This is a genomic window from Curtobacterium sp. MCBA15_005, from assembly GCF_001864855.1.
In the GTDB taxonomy this organism is placed as follows: domain Bacteria; phylum Actinomycetota; class Actinomycetes; order Actinomycetales; family Microbacteriaceae; genus Curtobacterium; species Curtobacterium flaccumfaciens.
Genome location: NZ_MJGL01000004.1, coordinates 23,495 through 40,964, shown reverse-complemented (window position 1 = coordinate 40,964; position 17,470 = coordinate 23,495). Strand labels below are relative to the sequence as shown.

Genomic DNA, 17,470 nt, shown 5'->3' with positions numbered 1-17,470 from the left:
GGCACCGGGCCTCCCGTCTGCACTGGGCTCAGTTCAGGGTCGGGGTGTCCTCCGGCACGACGCCGTCCGCGTACAGGTCGGTCGCCAGGTCGCGGAGCGCGCGCAGCGCGACCCGCTGCGTGAGCGGGCCGTACGAGATGCGGGCGACGCCCAGCGCCTCGTACTCCGCGGCTGGAAGGGCGCCGGGCAGGCCGATGACCGAGAGCTTGCCGCGGCCGAGACCTGCGACGAGCCGCTCGACCACGGAGCGCTCGATCGCGCCGGGCACGAAGACCAGGGCGGCGCCGTTGTCCAGGAACGCCTTGCCGCGGGCGATCGCGTCCTCGATGCTCTCGTCGATCGGGCGGTCGCCGCCGCGCACGATCGCGTCGGTGCGGGCGTTCAGCTGGAAGTCGACGCCCTCGGCCTGTGCCGCAGCGGTGATCGCGGCGACGCGGGCGACGGCCTCGTCGAAGGGCCGCAGCCGGTCCTCGACGTTGGCGCCGACGATGCCCGAGCCGATGGCGCGGCGGATCGTTTCGGCGGGGTCCTCGTAGCCGTCGTCCAGGTCGGCGGTGACCGGCAGGTCCGTGGCGGCGGCGACGACCGCTGCCCCGGACAGGGCGAGGTCGAGGGGCATGCCGCCGTCCTCGTACCCGTACGACGCGGCGATCGAGTGCCCGGCGGTGGCGATCGCCTTCGTGCCGGGCAGTTCGCTGACGACCTTGGCGGTGATCGCGTCCCACACGTTCACGACGCGCAGGATCTCGGGTGCTTCGTGCAGCTGCTTGAGGGTGACGGCCTTGTCGGCGGTGCTCGTGCTCATGCTGCCGACAGTAGGCCGACGGGGCGGCCCCCGGCCGCGAGCCCACCCGAAGACGACGTGGGATGACGTCGGGAGTCGCGCCGGGCCTCCTGGCAGGGGCATGCTGGGACGCATGGCGAGCGACGAGCAGGACCCGGTCGGCACGCTCCGCGGGGTCCGGACGAGCATCAAGTGGACGCGGTACGCGCCCGACGTGCTGCCCCTGTTCGTCGCCGAGATGGACCACGACGTCGCGCCGGCGATCCGGCAGGCCCTGATCGAGCGGGTCTCGCAGTCCGACCTCGGGTACCTCGACGGCCCCGGGCCGCTCGCTCCGGCCTTCGCGCAGTTCGCGCTGGACCGCTGGGGCTGGGAGATCGACCCGTCGCGGATCCACCTGGCCACCGACGTCAGCGTCGGGATCGTCGAATCGCTGCGGCTCGCGCTGCCCGACGGCGGCCGCGTCGCGATCACGCCGCCGGTGTACCCGCCGTTCTTCGAGCTCGTGGAAGAGGCTCGATGTCAGGTCGAGGAGGTCCCGCTGCTCGAGCAGTGGGGGCAGTACCGGCTCGACCTCGAGGGCCTCGAGCGGGCGTTCGCCGACGGGGTCGGCGTCTTCCTGCTCTGCAACCCGCACAATCCCGTCGGACTCGTGCACGACCGGGCCGACCTCGTGGCGATCGCCGAACTGGCCGCGAAGTACGACGTCCTCGTCATCAGCGACGAGATCCACGCGCCCCTGACCCACCCCGGCGTGCAGTTCACCCCGTTCGCCGCCGTCGCCGAGCCGCTCGGTGCCCGCAGCGTGTGCGTGACCTCGGCGAGCAAGGGGTGGAACCTCGCCGGTGTGAAGTGCTCGGTCATCGTCGCCGGCGATCCCCGGACCGCCGCGCTCCTCGACACCCTGTGGGAGGAGGTCGCCTGCCGCACGAGCATCCTCGGGCTGCACGCGAACCTGGCGGCGTTCACCCTGGCGACGGACTGGCTCGACGACGTCGTGGCGCGCATCGTGGCGAACGACCGGCTGCTCGCCAAGCTGCTCGCCGAGCACCTGCCCGGGGTCGTCTACACGCGGCCGCGCGCCGGGTACCTGGCGTGGCTCGACTTCCGCGGCATCGGCCTCGGCGACGACCCCGCGGTGCCGCTGCGGGAGCACGCGTACGTCGCGCTCAACTCCGGGCTCGGGTTCGGGTCCGAGGGGCGCGGGTTCGTCCGGCTCAACCTGGCGTGCTCACCGGAGACCCTGCGCGAGGCCGTGTTCCGGATCGCCGCGGCGTACCCGTCGAGTGCGCAGGAGGGGCTGGTCTGGCACGTCGCCTGACCTGCTCCTGACCCGCGCCTGACCGGCGCGTGCCGGCGACGCGGCTGGAAGGCTCGTCCTCCACAACTCGCCCTGGCTGAAATCTGTTCACAGATCGCGTTGAGTCTCCTGGATCGCGCTCCGCGGACCGCCACGGTCGGTGCATGCAGAGATCCGATCCGACAGTGTCCAATCGAGATAGGCAGGATTGCCTAGTCAAAGTTGGCCAGCTACGGTAAAGCGCACGGAGTTGCTCCGCCGGCTCGCTCGGAAGGCTGCCGAGAACGACGTCGAGTTCGTGTTCCACCGCCACGGCGGGAGCCACGACCTGTTCCGCTTCGGTCGGAACACGGTCGTCGTTCCGAGGCACCGAGAGGTGGAGGAGATGACGGCGCGCGGCATCCTCCGTGACTGCGACCGACGAGGAGATGGGCGACGATGAGCCGACACACGGTGCGCGCGGAGCGCGGCAAGAAGTACTGGGTGATCTGGATCGACGGCGTCATCCGGACGCAGGCGAAGCGCGAACGAGAGATCGAGCTGATGGCTCGCGACTGGCTCTCGTTGATGAACGACGACCGCGATCCGGAGTCCTTCGAACTCGTCGTCGAGGTGGCGATGCCCGAAGCGGCGCAGGCGCACCTGGACCGTGCGGTCGCGCTCCGCGAGGAGTCCGAGCGCGCACGCGTCGAGGCAGCGAAGGAGACCGCCGCCGCGGTGCTGGTGCTGCACGAGTGCGGGCTCACGGTGCGTGAGATCGGACCGCTGCTGCACGTCTCGCACCAGCGAGCACAACAGCTGGTCGCCGCCGCTCGCTGACCGCCCGGGTCATCGAGCCCGCCGGGGTCAGGCCACGTACTGGTTGCGGCCGACGACGCGGATGCGCAGGTCGTCGTCACGGTCCATCGCGAGGAGCTCGCGGGCCACGAACCCGACGGACGGCCACCGGGACACCTCGGTCACCATGAAGCCGTCGATGAAGACCTGCCACGCGCCGGCCTCGCGGACCGCCTGCACCTCGTACGTCGCCATGCCGCGAGCGTACCGGGACCGGGCCGCCGTCAGCGCTGATTGAACGTCAGCGCGGGTCCAAGGTCAGTGCAGGTCGAGGGTCATGTGCACGTCGGCCCGGACGTAGGGGCTCGGGGCGACCTCGTCCTCGCGCAGGTGCCGGAAGCCGAACGCCTCGTACAGGTGCACGGCGCTGGTGAGCTGCGCGTTGCTCTCCAGGTCGATGCGGTGTGCACCGAGTTCGCGTGCCCGGTCGAGCGCCGAGGTGATGAGCTTCCGCCCGGTGCCGTGCCCCTGGTGGTCGGGGGAGACGGCCATCTTCACGAGCTCGAACACGCCGGGGGTGGTGGGCACGACCCCGATGCACCCGACGACCTGGTCGTCGAGCCGGGCGACCAGGACGGCCCCACCCCGCTCCACGACGCGGCCGACGGGATCGGAGAGGAACACGCGGTCCTCGTCCTCGAGGGTGAAGTACCGGGTGATCCACGCCTCGTTGAGCGTGCGGAACGCCTCGGCGTCCGCGGGGGTGGCGAGGTCGGCGATGGAGACGGTGGAGGTCGCTTCGGGCATGCAACCATCCTCGGACGGTGATGCAGTCGCGTCCAATACTCGTTCACGCTGATCGATACGCTGTGTGCATGGATCGAGAACCGGACGTCGACCTCCGGCAGCTGCGGGCGTTCCTGGCCGTCGCCGACGAGCTGCACTTCGGCCGAGCTGCCGAGCAGCTGCGGATCGCCCAGCCCGCGCTGTCCCAGCAGATCCGGCGGACCGAACGCGCGCTCGGGGTCGACCTGTTCGTCCGGACCAGCCGCAGTGTGGCCCTGACCGCAGCCGGCCGGGCGCTGCAAGGGCGTGCGCGATCGCTGCTCGGGCAGGTGCGACGGGACCTCGACGAGACGGTGCGGGTCGGGCGGGGCGAGGTCGGTCGGCTCGACGTCGGGTTCGTCGTCTCCGCGCTGCCCCTCGGTCCGATCGAACGCGTGCAGGCGTTCCGGGAGCGCTACCCGCTGGTCCGGGTGGAACTGACCGAGGGGTACTCGTCGACCCTGCTCGCCCGGATCGTCCGCGGCGAACTCGACCTCGCCGTCGTCCGCGACGCCGACCCGGACCCCGCCGTGCGGCTGCTGCCGTTCCGTTCCGAGGCCTTCGTCGCCGCTGTCCCGCGCGGCCACCGGTTGGCGGATCGGGATCGCATCCGCGGCACCGAACTGGTCGACGAGCCGTTCGTGTTCTTCCCGGCGGTCGCGGGGGCCCTGGCGACCGAACGCAACCTCGCACCGGTCACCGCCGGTGGCCGCCGTCCTGTCATCATGCAGGAGGCCACGACCTGGGCGACCGTGCTCCACCTGGTCGGGGTGGGCCTCGGTGTCACGGTGGTGCCGGAGAGCGCCGCGCTCGCCGCACCCGACACGGTGGCGCTCCTGCCCCTCGAGGGCAGCGTCCACCGCAGCGAGCTCGCCTGGGCGATGCGCGCCGACGACGACCGCGAGATCCTGCGCAACTTCGTCGCCCCGGACTGACCGAGCGGACCGGCTGCGCGAGCGGACGCCGGTCGGGCATCCTCGCTCAGCCGAGCGACAGGACGGGCGCCCGGTGGTCGCCGAGTTCGTCGATGCGCCACGGCCGAGCGCCGCGCAGCGTCAAGCCGAGCTGGACCAGCACGAACCCGACGTGCGGCTCGACGTCGGGGTCCCACGGCCCCTCGACGCCCAGGCCGAACGCGCCGAGTTCGTCGTCGGCCTCGTCCCGCAGGGTCAGCCGCCACCGGCCGTCGCCGAGTTCCTCGACCACGGCCCAGCGGGCGGTGCCGAACCGGCTCACGCCGTCTTGGTGATGTCCGCGGTGAAGTTCTGCACGCGCTGCAGCAGGGAGGCACCACGCATCGCGATGGTCGCCGGCGGGTTCAGGTGCGGGGGCGCGGTGCGGATCAGCATCGGGCACCCGAGGTCTTCGCAGATGTACGTGCCGATCGTGTTGCCGTTGCGCCCGGACTCACCGGCACGCGCGGCGGAGAACAGCCGGACCTGGGTCGCGGGCTGCGGCGAGTGGCAGAACGAGCACATCGCGGCGATGCCGGGGCGCAGCGAGCCGCCGGCGGACCGGACGACGATGCCCACGGGGCGCTCGTCGATCCAGGACACGATGTACCCGCGGCGGGCGGCCTGCGGGTCGCGCCAGCCCAGGAACTCGCGTTCGTCCCAGAGTGTCTCGTGCAGGCCCGGGATGGGCAGCTGTGCGAGTTCGTCGGGGGTGGCGTTCACGAACGACGATCGGATGTCGGCTTCGGTCAAAGGCTTCACGGTCCGATCACCATATGCCTCGCCCCCGACACGTGGTGCGTCACGACAGCCGTGTGGGCGACGGCGCAGTCTCGGATCGTCCCGTTCAGGACAGCCTGGAGGCACGGATCGCGCCGAGCGCGCTGCTCCCGTCCGCCACCAGCACCGCCCGGCGCAGGGCGTCGCGTCCGACGCGACGGGCCGCCGCGTCGTCCGCGGCGAACTCCACGAGCACACGCGTCGACCGCGCCATGGCGCGCGCACCGGGCACCCACGGGACCGCACGTTCGATCGATTCGGCGACCGCGACCGCAGCCGCGTGGTGCTGGGTCAGGTGGGCGCGTTCGTGGGCGACCACGGCCTCCAGTTCGTCGGTGCGCAACCGGTCTGCCAAGCCGGTGCTGACGAGGACGCCACCGCTCCGCCCCGGCACGGCGCACGCCAGTGCGTGGTCGGCCTCGACGACGGCGACGGGGGTGCCGTCGATCTCGCGGTGCGGGGCGACGCCGGAACGCATCGCCTGCCGGACGGCCTCGTGTTCCGGGCCGGGGCGCACCCGGACCGCGACGACGAACGCGACGACCCCGAGCAGCGCGACGCCGACGTTGAAGCCGTGCGTGGGGGAGCCGTCCCCGCCGAACAGCTCCGTGACCGGACGGTCCGCGAGCACCACGAGGGCGATTCCGACCACGAAGCCGACGACGCCGAGCAGGACCGCGACCGACCAGCAGACCAGCGCGGTGCGGGGCAGGTCGATCGTCCAGGCGGAACGGGTCAGGACCCGGGGCGCGAACACCACCACCGCGAGTGCGAGGACGATGAGCGCGATGCCGGCGACGACCACGGTGCGCAGCCGGTCAGGAGCGGGCGCGGGCGTCGAGGGCGCGGCGCAGGGCCTCGAGGTCGTCCGAGGCGAGCGAGCCGGTGAACTGCAGCAGTGCGGCCTCGCGGTCGGAGGACGCGGCGAGCGCGCTCGACATCAGCGACGCGGTCTGCTCGTCGCGACTGTGCACGGCGCGGAACGTCAGGGGAGCGTCGTCGTGCTGTTCCCGTTCCACCTGGCCCTTGCGGCCGAGCCGGTCGAGCACGGTGAGGACGGTCGTCAGCGCGGGGCGGGGCTCCGGGAACGCGTCGAGCACCTGGCGTGCGGTGAGCCCTGCGTCGGCGGAGCGGAGTGCGTCGAGCACCGCCTGCTCCAGCTGCCCGCGGGGGCGCGATCGTTGTCCGGCCATCCCCGCATTCTACGAGATGTCGAAGGCCGGGCCGCGACACACGCTCGTAACGCGGTCTCGGTATGCTCTGGGCGGACAACTGAACACACCGGCCGCTCATCCGTCGCGGGAGACGCCGTGCACGTACCTCCGGGTACGTCGTGCCTTCGGGTACACGCACGGCACCGAAGGAGCAATCCCCCCGTCAATCTCTCAGGTCCCACACCGCAGCGGACAGGCCACTCTGAAAAGCAGACGCTCGGTCGTCTCGCCCACGGTGAAAGCCGCCGGACCTCACGGGCCGCGGTGAAACTCTCAGGCCCATGACAGAGGGGGAGTTCCACCCGGCGATCGTCGCCGGGCCCTGCCGATGCCAGGAGAACTCCGCCATGAGTCCGTCCCCACTGCCCACGCCGGGTCAGCGTTCGTCGCCGCTCGAAGCCGTGCACGAGGCCGCCGGTGCGACCTTCACCGACTTCGCCGGGTACCGCATGCCCGTGCGCTACTCGTCGGACCTCGCCGAGCACCGCGCCGTGCGCGAGGCCGCCGGGGTCTTCGACCTGTCGCACATGGCCGAGATCGGGGTGACCGGCACCGACGCCGTCGCCTTCCTCGACCACGCGCTGGCCGGGTCCTTCGGCGCGATGCCGATCGGCCGCGCCAAGTACTCGCTGCTGCTCGCCGAGGACGGCGGGATCCTCGACGACCTCGTCGTGTACCGGACCGACGACGACGTCTTCCTCGTCGTCGCGAACGCCTCCAACCGCGATGTGGCCGTCAGTGCGCTCACCGCCCGGGCCGACGGGTTCGACATCGAGGTCTCCGACGACTCCGACACCACGGCCCTCGTCGCCGTGCAGGGACCGGCGGCGGCCGGCACGCTCGACGCCCTCGTCGTCGCCGACCGCCTGCAGCCCGAGACTCCGCTCGACGAACTCGGCTACTACCGGGTGCTGCGCGCATGGTTCGACGGTGCCGACGTGCTCGTCGCGCGCACCGGGTACACCGGCGAGGACGGCTTCGAGGTCTACACCGACCCGGACACCGCCCCGGTGCTCTGGGACGCCCTGCTCGAGGCCGGCGCCGACCGCGGGGTCGTGCCCGCAGGCCTCGCCGCACGCGACACCCTGCGGCTCGAGGCCGGCATGCCCCTGTACGGGCACGAGCTCGGCACCGACGTCCGCCCGGCCCAGGCAGGCCTCGGCCGCGTCGTCGCCAAGGAAGGCGACTTCGTCGGTGCGGCCGGCGTCACCCCGTCCGCGGACGCCCGCGTGCTCGTCGGCCTGGTGACCGAGGGACGCCGTGCTCCCCGAGCCGGCTACGACGTCGTGCTCGACGGCACGGTCGTCGGCACCGTGACCTCGGGCGCGCTCTCGCCGACGCTCGGCCACCCGGTCGCGATGGCCTTCGTCGACCCGGCCGCGCTCGCCGCCGTGTCGGACGGGGCACAGGTCCTCCACATCGACGTCCGCGGGACTGCCGTCCCCAGCACGGTCTCCGCGTTCCCCTTCTACCGCCGCGCCTCGAAAGGCTGACCCCATGACCGACCAGACCGCACTCCAGTACACGGCCGACCACGAGTGGCTGCTCGTCGAGGGCGACACCGTCACCGTCGGCATCACCGACCACGCCGCCGAGCAGCTCGGTGACGTCGTCTACGTCGAGCTCCCCGCCGTCGGCACCGCCACCACCGCCGGTGCGCAGATCGGCGAGATCGAGTCGACCAAGAGCGTCGGCGAGCTCTTCGCCCCGATCGAGGGCGAGGTCGTCGAGGTCAACGACGCCGTCGTCGACACCCCCGACACCGTCAACCAGGACCCGTTCGGTGCCGGCTGGCTCGTGAAGATCAAGGTCGACGGCACCTCGTTCCCCGAGGACCTGATGGACCACGACGCGTACCGGGCCTCCATCGCATGACCGCGTTCGAGAACCTCCAGACGTCCTTCGCCGACCGCCACATCGGCACCACCCCGGCCGACCAGCAGGCCATGCTCGACGTCGTCGGGCAGCCGTCGCTCGACGCCCTGGTCCGTGCGGCGATCCCGGAGTCCATCCACGTCGGCCCCGTCGCCGACTCGGTGATCCCGGCCGCCGTCGGCGAGACCGAGGCGCTCGCCGAGCTCCGCGCGAAGGCCGGCCGCAACACCGTCCGCCGCGCCATGATCGGCCTCGGGTACCACGGCACCCACACGCCCGCGGTGATCCAGCGGAACGTGCTCGAGAACCCGAGCTGGTACACGGCGTACACGCCCTACCAGCCGGAGATCTCGCAGGGCCGCCTCGAAGCACTCATCAACTTCCAGACGATGGTGTCCGACCTGACCGGCATGGCCACCGCCGGCGCCTCGATGCTCGACGAGGGCACCGCCGTGGTCGAGGGCATGCTCCTCGCCCGCCGCGCGTCCAAGGTCAAGGGTGACGCGTTCCTCGTCGACGCCGACCTGCTGCCGCAGACCCGTGCGCTGCTCGACCACCGTGCCGACGCGGTGGGCATCACGCTGCGCGCGTTCGACGCTGCCGACGGCCCGAGCGACGACCAGCTCGACGGTGCGTTCGGTGTCATCGTGCAGTACCCGGGCGCCTCGGGCCGCATCGTCGACCCGTCGTCCGTCATCGCGCGGGTCCACGCCGGTGGCGGCATCGCCGTCGTCGCGGCCGACCTGCTCGCGATGACCCTGCTCGCCAGCCCCGGCGACCTCGGCGCCGACGTGGCCGTCGGGACGAGCCAGCGCTTCGGCGTCCCGCTCGGCTTCGGTGGCCCGCACGCCGGCTACCTCGCGGTGCGCGCCGGCCTCGAGCGCCAGCTCCCCGGTCGCCTGGTCGGGGTGTCCTTCGACGCCGACGGCCAGATGGCCTACCGCCTCAGCCTGCAGACCCGCGAGCAGCACATCCGCCGCGAGAAGGCGACGAGCAACATCTGCACCGCGCAGGTCCTGCTCGCCGTGATGGCCTCGATGTACGCGGTCTACCACGGGCCCGAGGGCCTGCGGTTCATCGCCGGACGGGTCGCCCGGACCGCCGGTGCACTCGCCGCCGTGGCGCGTGACGCCGGGGTCGAGGTCGTGCACGACGCCTTCTTCGACACGCTCACCCTGCGGGCCGTCGGTCGCGCCGGGGCGATCGTCGCGGCAGCGCAGGACGCCGGCTACCTGCTGCACGTCGTGGACGCCGACACGTTCCAACTATCCGTCGACGAGACGACCACGCCCGACGACGTCGTGGCGCTGGCGGGCGTGCTCGGGGCGGTGGACGTCACCGTCCCCGCGACCGAGACCGCCGTGCGCGACGCGGCCACGGGCCTCCCGGCCGCACTGCAGCGTGAGAGCGACTACCTGACGCACCCCGTGTTCAGCGCACACCGCAGCGAGACGCGCATGATGCGGTACCTCAAGCACCTGTCCGACAAGGACTACGCGCTCGACCGCGGCATGATCCCGCTCGGAAGCTGCACGATGAAGCTCAACGCGGCGACCGAGATGGCCGCCGTGACCTGGCCGGAGTTCGCGAACATCCACCCGTTCGCACCGCGCGAGGACGTCGAGGGCTACCTCGACATGATCGGCGACCTCGAGTCGTGGCTCGCCGAGGTCACCGGCTACGACACCGTGTCCCTGCAGCCGAACGCCGGCAGCCAGGGCGAACTCGCCGGCCTGCTGGCCATCCGCGGGTACCACCAGGCCAACGGCGACAGCGAGCGCACGGTCTGCCTGATCCCGTCGAGCGCCCACGGCACGAACGCGGCGTCCGCGGTGCTCGCCGGCATGAAGGTCGTCGTCGTGGCCTGCGACGAGAACGGCAACGTCGACCTCGAGGACCTCCGGGCCCGTGTCGCCGCCCACGCCGACACCCTCGCGGCCCTGATGATCACGTACCCGTCCACGCACGGCGTCTACGAGCACGACATCCGCGAGATCTGCGACGCCGTGCACGACGCCGGCGGCCAGGTCTACGTCGACGGTGCGAACCTCAACGCGCTGCTCGGCCACGCCCGCTTCGGTGACTTCGGCGGCGACGTGTCGCACCTCAACCTGCACAAGACCTTCTGCATCCCGCACGGCGGTGGTGGCCCCGGCGTCGGACCCGTCGCCGCGAAGGCGCACCTGGCACCGTTCCTGCCGGGGCACCCGTTCGCGCAGCAGGCCGACCGGCGCTCCGGTGCGACCGTCGCCGAGGCGGACGACCGCCTGGCGCACGCCGGTGGCCCGGTCAGTGCTGCTCCGTACGGCAGCCCGAGCATCCTGCCCATCACGTGGACGTACGTCCGGATGATGGGGCTCGAGGGCCTCACCCGTGCGACCGAGGCCGCGGTCCTCGGGGCGAACTACATCGCGGCTCGTCTGCGTGATGCGTTCCCGGTGCTGTACACGGGCGACGACGGACTCGTCGCGCACGAGTGCATCCTCGACCTCCGCCCGCTGCGCGACACCACCGGCATCACGGTCGACGACGTCGCGAAGCGCCTGGTCGACTACGGGTTCCACGCGCCGACGATGTCGTTCCCGGTGGCGGGCACGCTCATGGTCGAGCCGACCGAGAGCGAGGACCTCGCCGAGCTCGACCGCTTCGTCGACGCCATGCTCGCGATCCGGGCCGAGGCCGCAGCGGTGGAGCGCGGGGAGTGGCCGGCGGACGACAACCCGCTGGTGCATGCACCGCACACCGCCTCGTCGGTGATCTCGGGGGAGTGGGCGCACGCCTACACCCGCGAGCAGGCCGTCTACCCGTTGCCGGGGATCAGCGGCCGCAAGTACTGGCCGCCGGTGCGTCGCATCGACCAGGCGTACGGGGACCGCAACCTGGTGTGCGCCTGCCCGCCGATCGAGGCGTTCGCCTGATCCGGCCGGGGCCGACGCCCCGGCGCCGACTCCCCGTCGTCGCTGCCCGCTCGGTCGCCGAGCGCTTCGTGCTCCGTCCGGTCCGCCGGGCGGGGCACGGTCACGTCCGGGCGTCCGGGCGTCCGGGCCTCCGGGCGTCCGGGCGTCCGGGCGTCCGGCCGGGCGGTCAAGACACCCCGCTCAGGTCCGCCGGGCGGTCACGAACCGTCGTCCGGACCCGCTCCCACCGACAGTTCGTGACCACTCGGCGCGCCACCCACGGCAGGTCCTGACCGCTCGACGCGCCCCCTCAGCCGTACCCCTGAGCGATGCTCGCCCGTTGCCCGACTTGCACAGAAGTGTGACGGAGTGCAATGGATTTCATGCGGATGCAACAAAAACGCACCCCTCACCGGCACGCGCGCGAATGTTGCATCCTCTCGCAAGGATCGTGCAACTTGGTTACCGGCGTGTAACCGTTCGCCCCTGGGTTTGGACGCCGCTGTTCACCTTGCCTACGCTGCAAAGGTCAAACGCGCCCGGGTGACACCGCTGTGCCCTTGCGCGTCCCATGCACCAGGAGGAACCTTGATCAAGAAGCGCGCCGGGCTCTCAGCCCTCGCCGTGCTCGGGGCCACAGCACTCGCCCTGACCGCCTGCTCCAGCAACAGCTCGTCGAACGGCGGTGACTCGGGCTCGGCGAACGCGTCCGGGATCGTCACCACGAACGGCAGCGAGCCGCAGAACCCGCTGATCCCGTCGAACACCACCGAGACCGGTGGCGGCAAGATCATCGACTCGCTCTTCGAAGGCCTCGTCTCGTACGACGCCGACGGCAAGCCGGTCAACGAGGTCGCGAAGAGCATCAAGACCGATGACTCGAAGACCTTCGACATCACGCTCAACACGAACTACACCTTCACCAACGGCGAGAAGGTCACGGCCGAGTCGTTCACCAAGGCGTGGAACTGGGCAGCCCAGAAGTCGAACGCCCAGGGCGCCAGCTACTTCTTCGAGAACATCGAGGGCTACGACGCCGACAAGGACTCCGAGCTCACCGGCCTCAAGGTCGTGGACGACGACGAGTTCACCGTCACGCTGAAGTCGGCGCAGTCCGACTTCCCGCTGTCGCTCGGCTACTCGGCGTTCGTGCCGCTCCCGTCGGCGTTCTACGACGACACCAAGGCGTTCGGTGAGAACCCGATCGGCAACGGTCCGTACAAGCTCGACGGCAAGAAGGCCTGGACCCACAACCAGTCCATCAAGCTCGTCGCCAACAAGGACTACGAGGGCAAGCGCAAGCCGAAGAACGGTGGTCTCACGATCACGTTCTACGCCTCGCAGGACACCGCGTACTCCGACGCCCAGGGCGGCAACCTCGACGTCCTGGACGCCGTGCCGGACAGCGCGTTCAAGACCTACAAGTCCGACTTCCCGGACTCGAACGTCAACCAGGCCGCCGCGATCTTCCAGGCGATCTACCTGCCCTACTACCTCGACCACTGGAAGGGTGAAGAGGGCAAGCTGCGTCGCGAGGCCGTCTCGATGGCGATCAACCGCAAGCAGATCACCGACAAGATCTTCGACGGCACCCGCACCCCGGCCAAGGACTTCACCTCCCCGGTGATCGCCGGCTGGAACGACGACCTCGAGGGTTCGGACGTCCTGGACTACAACGAGTCCGAGGCCAAGAAGCTCTGGGCCGAGGCCGACAAGATCTCGAAGTACGACGACACGCTCACCATCACGTACAACGCCGATGGTGGCCACGAGGCCTGGGTGACCGCGGTCACGAACTCGATCTCGAACACGCTCGGCATCAAGGCCGAGGGCAACGCGATCCCGACGTTCCAGGAAGCCCTGGACCTGCAGACGAACGACAAGCTCACGGGCGGCAGCCGCACCGGTTGGCAGGCCGACTACCCGTCGCTGTACAACTTCCTCGGCCCGACCATGGGTGAGGGCTCGTCGAACAACTACTCGCGGTACGACTCCAAGGAGTACAACGAGCTGCTCGCCAAGGGCCGTTCGGCTGCGACGGTCGAAGAGGGCAACAAGTCCTTCGACCAGGCACAGGAACTCCTGTTCCAGGACCTGCCCGAGATCCCGCTCTGGTACTCCAACGTGACCGGTGTCTGGAACGCGGACAACGTGTCGAACGTCAAGTTCGGCTGGAACTCGGTGCCGCTGTACTACGACATCGAGGTCAAGAAGTAACACCGGTCTCCTCGAGACCAAGGCGCGAGCAGGTATCCTGCCTCGCGACCACCGGACGGGGGTTCGGGGACCGCACAGGTCCCCGAACCCCCGTACCACGGTGACAACACCCCCACACAGCGGGCGCCCTCCCGCACCGGACATCCGTGCCGACCCTCGGACCGTCCACCCCTCACCACAATGAACCTGATCGACATCGCTCCGGACCGGGCAGTGATCTGATGCTCTGGTACCTCGGCAAGCGCCTCCTGCAACTCATCCCCGTGTTCTTCGGGGCCACGTTCCTCATCTACTTCCTGGTCTTCTCGCTGCCCGGCGACCCGATCGCCGCGCTGTTCGGCGACCGGCAGCCGTCGCCGCAGGTCATCGAGACGCTGCGTCAGCAGTACAACCTCGACAAGCCGTTCATCGTGCAGTACCTGCTCTGGATCGGCGGCGTGTTCCGCGGCGACCTCGGCGTGACCTACTCCGGTCTGCCGGTCAGCCAGCAGCTCGCGTCGGCCTTCCCGATCACCGCGCGCCTGGCGATCCTCGCGCTCGTGTTCGAGGCCGTCGCCGGCATCGTCGTCGGCGTCATCGCGGGTCTGCGCAAGGGCAAGCTGTTCGACGCCACCGCGCTCGTCGTGTCGCTCCTGCTCATCTCGGTGCCGACCTTCGTCGTCGGGTTCGTGCTGCAGTACGTCTTCGGCATCAAGCTCGGACTCTTCCGGGTCACCGTGTCGGGCGAGGCCCCTTGGAGCGAACTCGTCCTGCCGGCGATCGTGCTCGCGTCGGTGTCGTTCGCGTACATCGTCCGTCTGACCCGGGCCAGCGTCGCCGAGAACATGAGCGCCGACTTCGTGCGCACCGCCACGGCCAAGGGCCTGCCCCGTCGTCGTGTCGTCGGCGTGCACATCTTCCGGAACTCGCTCATCCCCGTCGTGACCTACCTGGGTGTCGACATCGGCAACCTGATGGTCGGCGCGATCGTCACCGAGGGCATCTTCAACATCAACGGTGTCGGCGGCACGGTGTTCCGTGCCGTCAAGCTCGGCGAGGGCCCGACGGTGGTCTCCTTCGTCGCCGTGATGGTCATCATCTTCATGCTCGCCAACCTCCTGGTGGACCTGCTCTACGCCGTCCTGGACCCGAGGATCCGCTATGCCAAGTAACGCCGCACCCCGCTCGGCGACGCACTACGTCGCCCCGCTCGAAGAAACCCCCCTGCAGGCGGTCGACCAGGTCAACGAGGACGAGAAGACCCGTTCCCTGTGGACCGACGCCTGGGAGTCGATGCGGACCCGCCCGACGTTCTGGATCTCCTCGGTCCTGATCCTGCTGATCATCGTCGTCGCGGTCTTCCCGGGGCTCTTCGCCCACGTCGACCCGAGGGCGTCGAACCTGGACAACAGCGACGGCGGACCCGAGGCCGGGCACATCCTCGGCTTCACCCGTCAGGGCTCGGACGTCTACGCCCGCGTGATCTGGGGAGCCCAGAACTCGCTCATCGTCGGCATCGTCGCGACGATCCTGGTGTCGATCGTCGGCATCGTGATCGGTTCCCTGGCCGGCTTCTACGGCGGCTGGCTCGACACGATCGTGTCCCGCATCGGTGACATCTTCTTCTCGATCCCCACCGTCCTCGGTGCGATCGTGATCATGTCGGTGATCCCGGCGCGGAACGCGATCACCGTCGCGCTCGTCCTCGCGGCGTTCGCGTGGCCGCAGATCGCCCGCATCATGCGTGGCGCCGTGCTGAGCGCCAAGCAGGCCGACTACGTCATGGCGTCGGCGGCCCTGGGCGTCAGCCGGTTCCGGACGCTCCTGCGCCACGTCATCCCGAACTCGCTGGCTCCGGTCATCGTGGTCGCGACCGTGTCGCTCGGCACGTTCATCGTCGCCGAGGCCACGCTGTCGTTCCTCGGCATCGGTCTGCCGCCGTCGGCCCTGAGCTGGGGCCTCGACATCGGCACCGCCCAGACGTCGATCCGCACGAACCCGTCGACCATCTTCTGGCCGTCGGCTGCCCTGTCCATCACCGTGCTCGCGTTCCTGCTCCTCGGTGACGTGGTGCGCGACGCGCTCGACCCGAAGGCGAGGGCCCGCCGATGAGCGAGACACTGACCCAGACGAACAGCAGCCGCACCGGCGGCTCCGGCGCGCCCCTGCTCGAGATCACCGACCTGCAGGTTGGCTTCAAGACCCAGAGCGGCCTCGTGCAGGCCGTCCGCGGCGTCAACCTCACCCTCGAGCAGGGCGAGCGCCTGGCCATCGTCGGGGAGTCCGGTTCGGGCAAGTCGACGAGCGCCCAGGCGATCATCAAGCTGCTCCCCGGTACCGGTGAGGTCACCGGCGGTTCGATCAAGTTCAACGGGCGTGAGCTCGTCGGGCTGAGCGACAAGGAGATGTCGGAGATCCGCGGGAAGGAGATCGGCTACGTCCCCCAGGACCCGATGTCGAACCTCAACCCGCTGTGGTCGATCGGCTTCCAGGTCGAAGAGGCGATCCGCGCGAACGGCATGGCGACCGGCAAGAAGGCCGTCCGTGACCGTGCCGTCGAGGTCCTGCAGGAAGCCGGTCTCGGCGACGCGTCGACCCGCCTGAAGCAGTACCCGCACGAGTTCTCCGGCGGCATGCGCCAGCGCGTGCTCATCGGCATCGGTCTGTCGAGCCGCCCGCAGCTGCTCATCGCGGACGAGCCGACGAGTGCGCTCGACGTCACCGTCCAGCGCGTCATCCTCGACCACCTCGAGAGCCTGACCCGCGACTTCGGCACCTCGGTGCTGTTCATCACGCACGACCTCGGGCTCGCCGCCGAGCGTGCCGAGAAGCTCGTCGTGATGTACAAGGGCCAGGTCGTCGAGGCCGGTCCCTCGAAGGAGATCCTGGCCAACCCGCAGCACCCGTACACGCAGCGTCTCGTCGCGGCTGCCCCGTCGCTGGCCAGCCGTCGCATCCAGTCGAAGGTGCAGCACCAGCGGGTCGAGATCGCCGACGCCGGCAACGACGACGCCGAGCTGATCGCCCGGGCACAGGAACGCGAGCACCGTCCGGCCGAGGACCTCATCGTGGTGAAGAACCTCGAGAAGGTCTACAAGCTGCGCGGCAAGAGCCTCGCCACCCGCGAGCTCAAGGCCGTCGACGACGTGTCGTTCTCGATCCAGAAGGGCACCACCACGGCGCTCGTCGGCGAGTCCGGTTCGGGCAAGTCGACCGTCGCGAAGCTCGTCCTGCAGCTCGAGAGCATCACGAGCGGCACCGTGCAGTTCGACGGCATCGACATCGGCGCGCTGAAGGGCAAGGACCTCTTCGACTTCCGCCGCCGCGTGCAGCCGGTGTTCCAGGACCCGTACGGCTCCCTGGACCCGATGTACAACGTCGGGAACACGATCGCCGAGCCGCTCGCCACGCACAAGGTGGGCGACAAGGCCTCGCGTCGCGCCCGGGTGCTCGAGCTGCTCGACCAGGTCGCGCTGCCGAAGTCGATGGTGAACCGCTACCCGAACGAGCTGTCCGGCGGCCAGCGCCAGCGCATCGCCGTCGCTCGTGCGCTGGCGCTCAAGCCGGAGGTCATCGTCCTCGACGAGGCCGTCTCCGCGCTCGACGTGCTCGTGCAGGGCCAGATCCTCGACCTGCTCACCGAGCTGCAGACCGAGCTCGGCCTGACGTACCTGTTCATCACGCACGACCTCGCGGTCGTCCGCCTCGTCGCGGACAACGTCTGCGTCATGCGCCGTGGGCAGATCGTCGAGAAGGCGACGACCGACGAGGTCTTCGCCGCCCCGAAGGAGCAGTACACGAAGGACCTCCTGGCCGCCATCCCCGGCGCCGGGTTCGAGTTCGGACGCTGATCCACCTGGACACGAACG

General features: G+C 70.3%; 18 protein-coding genes and 2 riboswitches. Of the genes, 11 read left to right on the top strand and 7 right to left on the bottom strand.

What is annotated here, in order from left to right; genetic code table 11:
* Positions 1 to 28 precede the first annotated feature (28 nt).
* Complete coding sequence (locus tag BIU89_RS04740) at positions 29 to 805, bottom strand: isocitrate lyase/PEP mutase family protein (RefSeq protein WP_071244957.1); 777 nt, start codon at positions 803 to 805, stop codon at positions 29 to 31.
* Positions 806 to 917: 112 nt separating this feature from the next.
* Here BIU89_RS04740 and BIU89_RS04735 point away from each other — a divergent pair, with 112 nt between their 5' ends.
* The 3 genes from BIU89_RS04735 to BIU89_RS04725 all read left to right on the top strand — a co-directional run bounded on the left by BIU89_RS04735 (position 918) and on the right by BIU89_RS04725 (position 2,903).
* The gene (locus BIU89_RS04735; RefSeq protein ID WP_071244960.1) at positions 918 to 2,105 is read left to right on the top strand and encodes a MalY/PatB family protein; all 1,188 of its coding nucleotides are present in this window, start codon (positions 918 to 920) and stop codon (positions 2,103 to 2,105) included.
* Between the two features lie 277 nt (positions 2,106 to 2,382).
* Positions 2,383 to 2,526 (top strand): hypothetical protein, encoded by a 144-nt coding sequence (locus BIU89_RS19120; RefSeq protein WP_395876594.1) that lies wholly within the window; start codon positions 2,383 to 2,385, stop codon positions 2,524 to 2,526.
* Positions 2,523 to 2,903, top strand: coding sequence for a hypothetical protein (locus BIU89_RS04725; RefSeq protein ID WP_071244955.1), 381 nt, complete (start codon positions 2,523 to 2,525; stop codon positions 2,901 to 2,903). The genes BIU89_RS19120 and BIU89_RS04725 overlap by 4 nt, the downstream gene beginning before the upstream one ends.
* 27 nt (positions 2,904 to 2,930) lie before the next feature.
* Here the strand turns inward: BIU89_RS04725 and BIU89_RS04720 are convergent, their stop codons facing one another.
* Positions 2,931 to 3,116 (bottom strand): hypothetical protein, encoded by a 186-nt coding sequence (locus tag BIU89_RS04720; RefSeq protein ID WP_017887087.1) that lies wholly within the window; start codon positions 3,114 to 3,116, stop codon positions 2,931 to 2,933.
* 63 nt (positions 3,117 to 3,179) lie between these two features.
* Positions 3,180 to 3,668, bottom strand: coding sequence for a GNAT family N-acetyltransferase (locus tag BIU89_RS04715; RefSeq protein ID WP_071244954.1), 489 nt, complete (start codon positions 3,666 to 3,668; stop codon positions 3,180 to 3,182).
* Positions 3,669 to 3,736: 68 nt separating this feature from the next.
* Here BIU89_RS04715 and BIU89_RS04710 point away from each other — a divergent pair, with 68 nt between their 5' ends.
* Positions 3,737 to 4,621 carry a LysR substrate-binding domain-containing protein gene (locus BIU89_RS04710; RefSeq protein WP_071244953.1) on the top strand — a complete coding sequence of 295 codons (885 nt, stop codon included), beginning with the start codon at positions 3,737 to 3,739 and terminating at the stop codon, positions 4,619 to 4,621.
* Between the two features lie 46 nt (positions 4,622 to 4,667).
* Here the strand turns inward: BIU89_RS04710 and BIU89_RS04705 are convergent, their stop codons facing one another.
* The 4 genes from BIU89_RS04705 to BIU89_RS04690 all read right to left on the bottom strand — a co-directional run bounded on the left by BIU89_RS04705 (position 4,668) and on the right by BIU89_RS04690 (position 6,612).
* A complete protein-coding gene (locus BIU89_RS04705; RefSeq protein ID WP_017887084.1) occupies positions 4,668 to 4,922 on the bottom strand; it encodes a hypothetical protein in 255 nt (84 codons plus the stop codon).
* Positions 4,919 to 5,401 (bottom strand): FBP domain-containing protein, encoded by a 483-nt coding sequence (locus BIU89_RS18380; RefSeq protein ID WP_027464546.1) that lies wholly within the window; start codon positions 5,399 to 5,401, stop codon positions 4,919 to 4,921. Before BIU89_RS18380 ends, BIU89_RS04705 begins: the two co-directional genes overlap by 4 nt.
* Before the next feature lie 85 nt (positions 5,402 to 5,486).
* Positions 5,487 to 6,224 carry a M48 family metalloprotease gene (locus tag BIU89_RS18750; protein ID WP_071244952.1) on the bottom strand — a complete coding sequence of 246 codons (738 nt, stop codon included), beginning with the start codon at positions 6,222 to 6,224 and terminating at the stop codon, positions 5,487 to 5,489.
* Positions 6,225 to 6,237: 13 nt separating this feature from the next.
* Positions 6,238 to 6,612 carry a BlaI/MecI/CopY family transcriptional regulator gene (locus tag BIU89_RS04690; RefSeq protein WP_027464548.1) on the bottom strand — a complete coding sequence of 125 codons (375 nt, stop codon included), beginning with the start codon at positions 6,610 to 6,612 and terminating at the stop codon, positions 6,238 to 6,240.
* Between the two features lie 96 nt (positions 6,613 to 6,708).
* Positions 6,709 to 6,829: riboswitch (glycine riboswitch) on the top strand.
* Positions 6,830 to 6,931, top strand: a riboswitch (glycine riboswitch).
* A 49-nt stretch (positions 6,932 to 6,980) separates the two neighbouring features.
* On the opposite strand from BIU89_RS04690, the gene gcvT reads away from it, so the two are divergent.
* The 7 genes from gcvT (at position 6,981) to BIU89_RS04655 (ending at position 17,452) form a co-directional block, all read left to right on the top strand.
* Entirely contained in the window at positions 6,981 to 8,126 is a 1,146-nt protein-coding gene (gene gcvT, locus BIU89_RS04685) for a glycine cleavage system aminomethyltransferase GcvT (protein WP_071244951.1), read from the top strand.
* A gap of 4 nt (positions 8,127 to 8,130) precedes the next feature.
* On the top strand, positions 8,131 to 8,508 hold the full coding sequence (gene gcvH / locus BIU89_RS04680) for a glycine cleavage system protein GcvH (RefSeq protein ID WP_027464550.1): 378 nt from the start codon (positions 8,131 to 8,133) through the stop codon (positions 8,506 to 8,508).
* Entirely contained in the window at positions 8,505 to 11,426 is a 2,922-nt protein-coding gene (gcvP, locus tag BIU89_RS04675) for an aminomethyl-transferring glycine dehydrogenase (protein WP_071244950.1), read from the top strand. Before gcvH ends, gcvP begins: the two co-directional genes overlap by 4 nt.
* Positions 11,427 to 11,993: 567 nt before the next feature.
* On the top strand, positions 11,994 to 13,622 hold the full coding sequence (locus BIU89_RS04670; RefSeq protein WP_027464552.1) for a peptide ABC transporter substrate-binding protein: 1,629 nt from the start codon (positions 11,994 to 11,996) through the stop codon (positions 13,620 to 13,622).
* Positions 13,623 to 13,843: 221 nt separating this feature from the next.
* Positions 13,844 to 14,773, top strand: coding sequence for an ABC transporter permease (locus BIU89_RS04665; protein WP_027464553.1), 930 nt, complete (start codon positions 13,844 to 13,846; stop codon positions 14,771 to 14,773).
* Positions 14,763 to 15,713 carry an ABC transporter permease gene (locus tag BIU89_RS04660; RefSeq protein WP_027464554.1) on the top strand — a complete coding sequence of 317 codons (951 nt, stop codon included), beginning with the start codon at positions 14,763 to 14,765 and terminating at the stop codon, positions 15,711 to 15,713. The genes BIU89_RS04665 and BIU89_RS04660 overlap by 11 nt, the downstream gene beginning before the upstream one ends.
* On the top strand, positions 15,710 to 17,452 hold the full coding sequence (locus BIU89_RS04655; protein WP_071244949.1) for a dipeptide ABC transporter ATP-binding protein: 1,743 nt from the start codon (positions 15,710 to 15,712) through the stop codon (positions 17,450 to 17,452). Before BIU89_RS04660 ends, BIU89_RS04655 begins: the two co-directional genes overlap by 4 nt.
* Positions 17,453 to 17,470 lie beyond the last annotated feature (18 nt).

Coding starts and splice junctions, on each gene's coding strand:
- BIU89_RS04740 (WP_071244957.1), bottom strand. CDS start 805: ATGAGCACGAGCACCGCCGACAAGGCCGTCACCCTCAAGCAGCTGCAC.
- BIU89_RS04735 (WP_071244960.1), top strand. CDS start 918: ATGGCGAGCGACGAGCAGGACCCGGTCGGCACGCTCCGCGGGGTCCGG.
- BIU89_RS04725 (WP_071244955.1), top strand. CDS start 2,523: ATGAGCCGACACACGGTGCGCGCGGAGCGCGGCAAGAAGTACTGGGTG.
- BIU89_RS04720 (WP_017887087.1), bottom strand. CDS start 3,116: ATGGCGACGTACGAGGTGCAGGCGGTCCGCGAGGCCGGCGCGTGGCAG.
- BIU89_RS04715 (WP_071244954.1), bottom strand. CDS start 3,668: ATGCCCGAAGCGACCTCCACCGTCTCCATCGCCGACCTCGCCACCCCC.
- BIU89_RS04710 (WP_071244953.1), top strand. CDS start 3,737: ATGGATCGAGAACCGGACGTCGACCTCCGGCAGCTGCGGGCGTTCCTG.
- BIU89_RS04690 (WP_027464548.1), bottom strand. CDS start 6,612: ATGGCCGGACAACGATCGCGCCCCCGCGGGCAGCTGGAGCAGGCGGTG.
- gcvT (WP_071244951.1), top strand. CDS start 6,981: ATGAGTCCGTCCCCACTGCCCACGCCGGGTCAGCGTTCGTCGCCGCTC.
- gcvH (WP_027464550.1), top strand. CDS start 8,131: ATGACCGACCAGACCGCACTCCAGTACACGGCCGACCACGAGTGGCTG.
- gcvP (WP_071244950.1), top strand. CDS start 8,505: ATGACCGCGTTCGAGAACCTCCAGACGTCCTTCGCCGACCGCCACATC.
- BIU89_RS04665 (WP_027464553.1), top strand. CDS start 13,844: ATGCTCTGGTACCTCGGCAAGCGCCTCCTGCAACTCATCCCCGTGTTC.
- BIU89_RS04660 (WP_027464554.1), top strand. CDS start 14,763: ATGCCAAGTAACGCCGCACCCCGCTCGGCGACGCACTACGTCGCCCCG.
- BIU89_RS04655 (WP_071244949.1), top strand. CDS start 15,710: ATGAGCGAGACACTGACCCAGACGAACAGCAGCCGCACCGGCGGCTCC.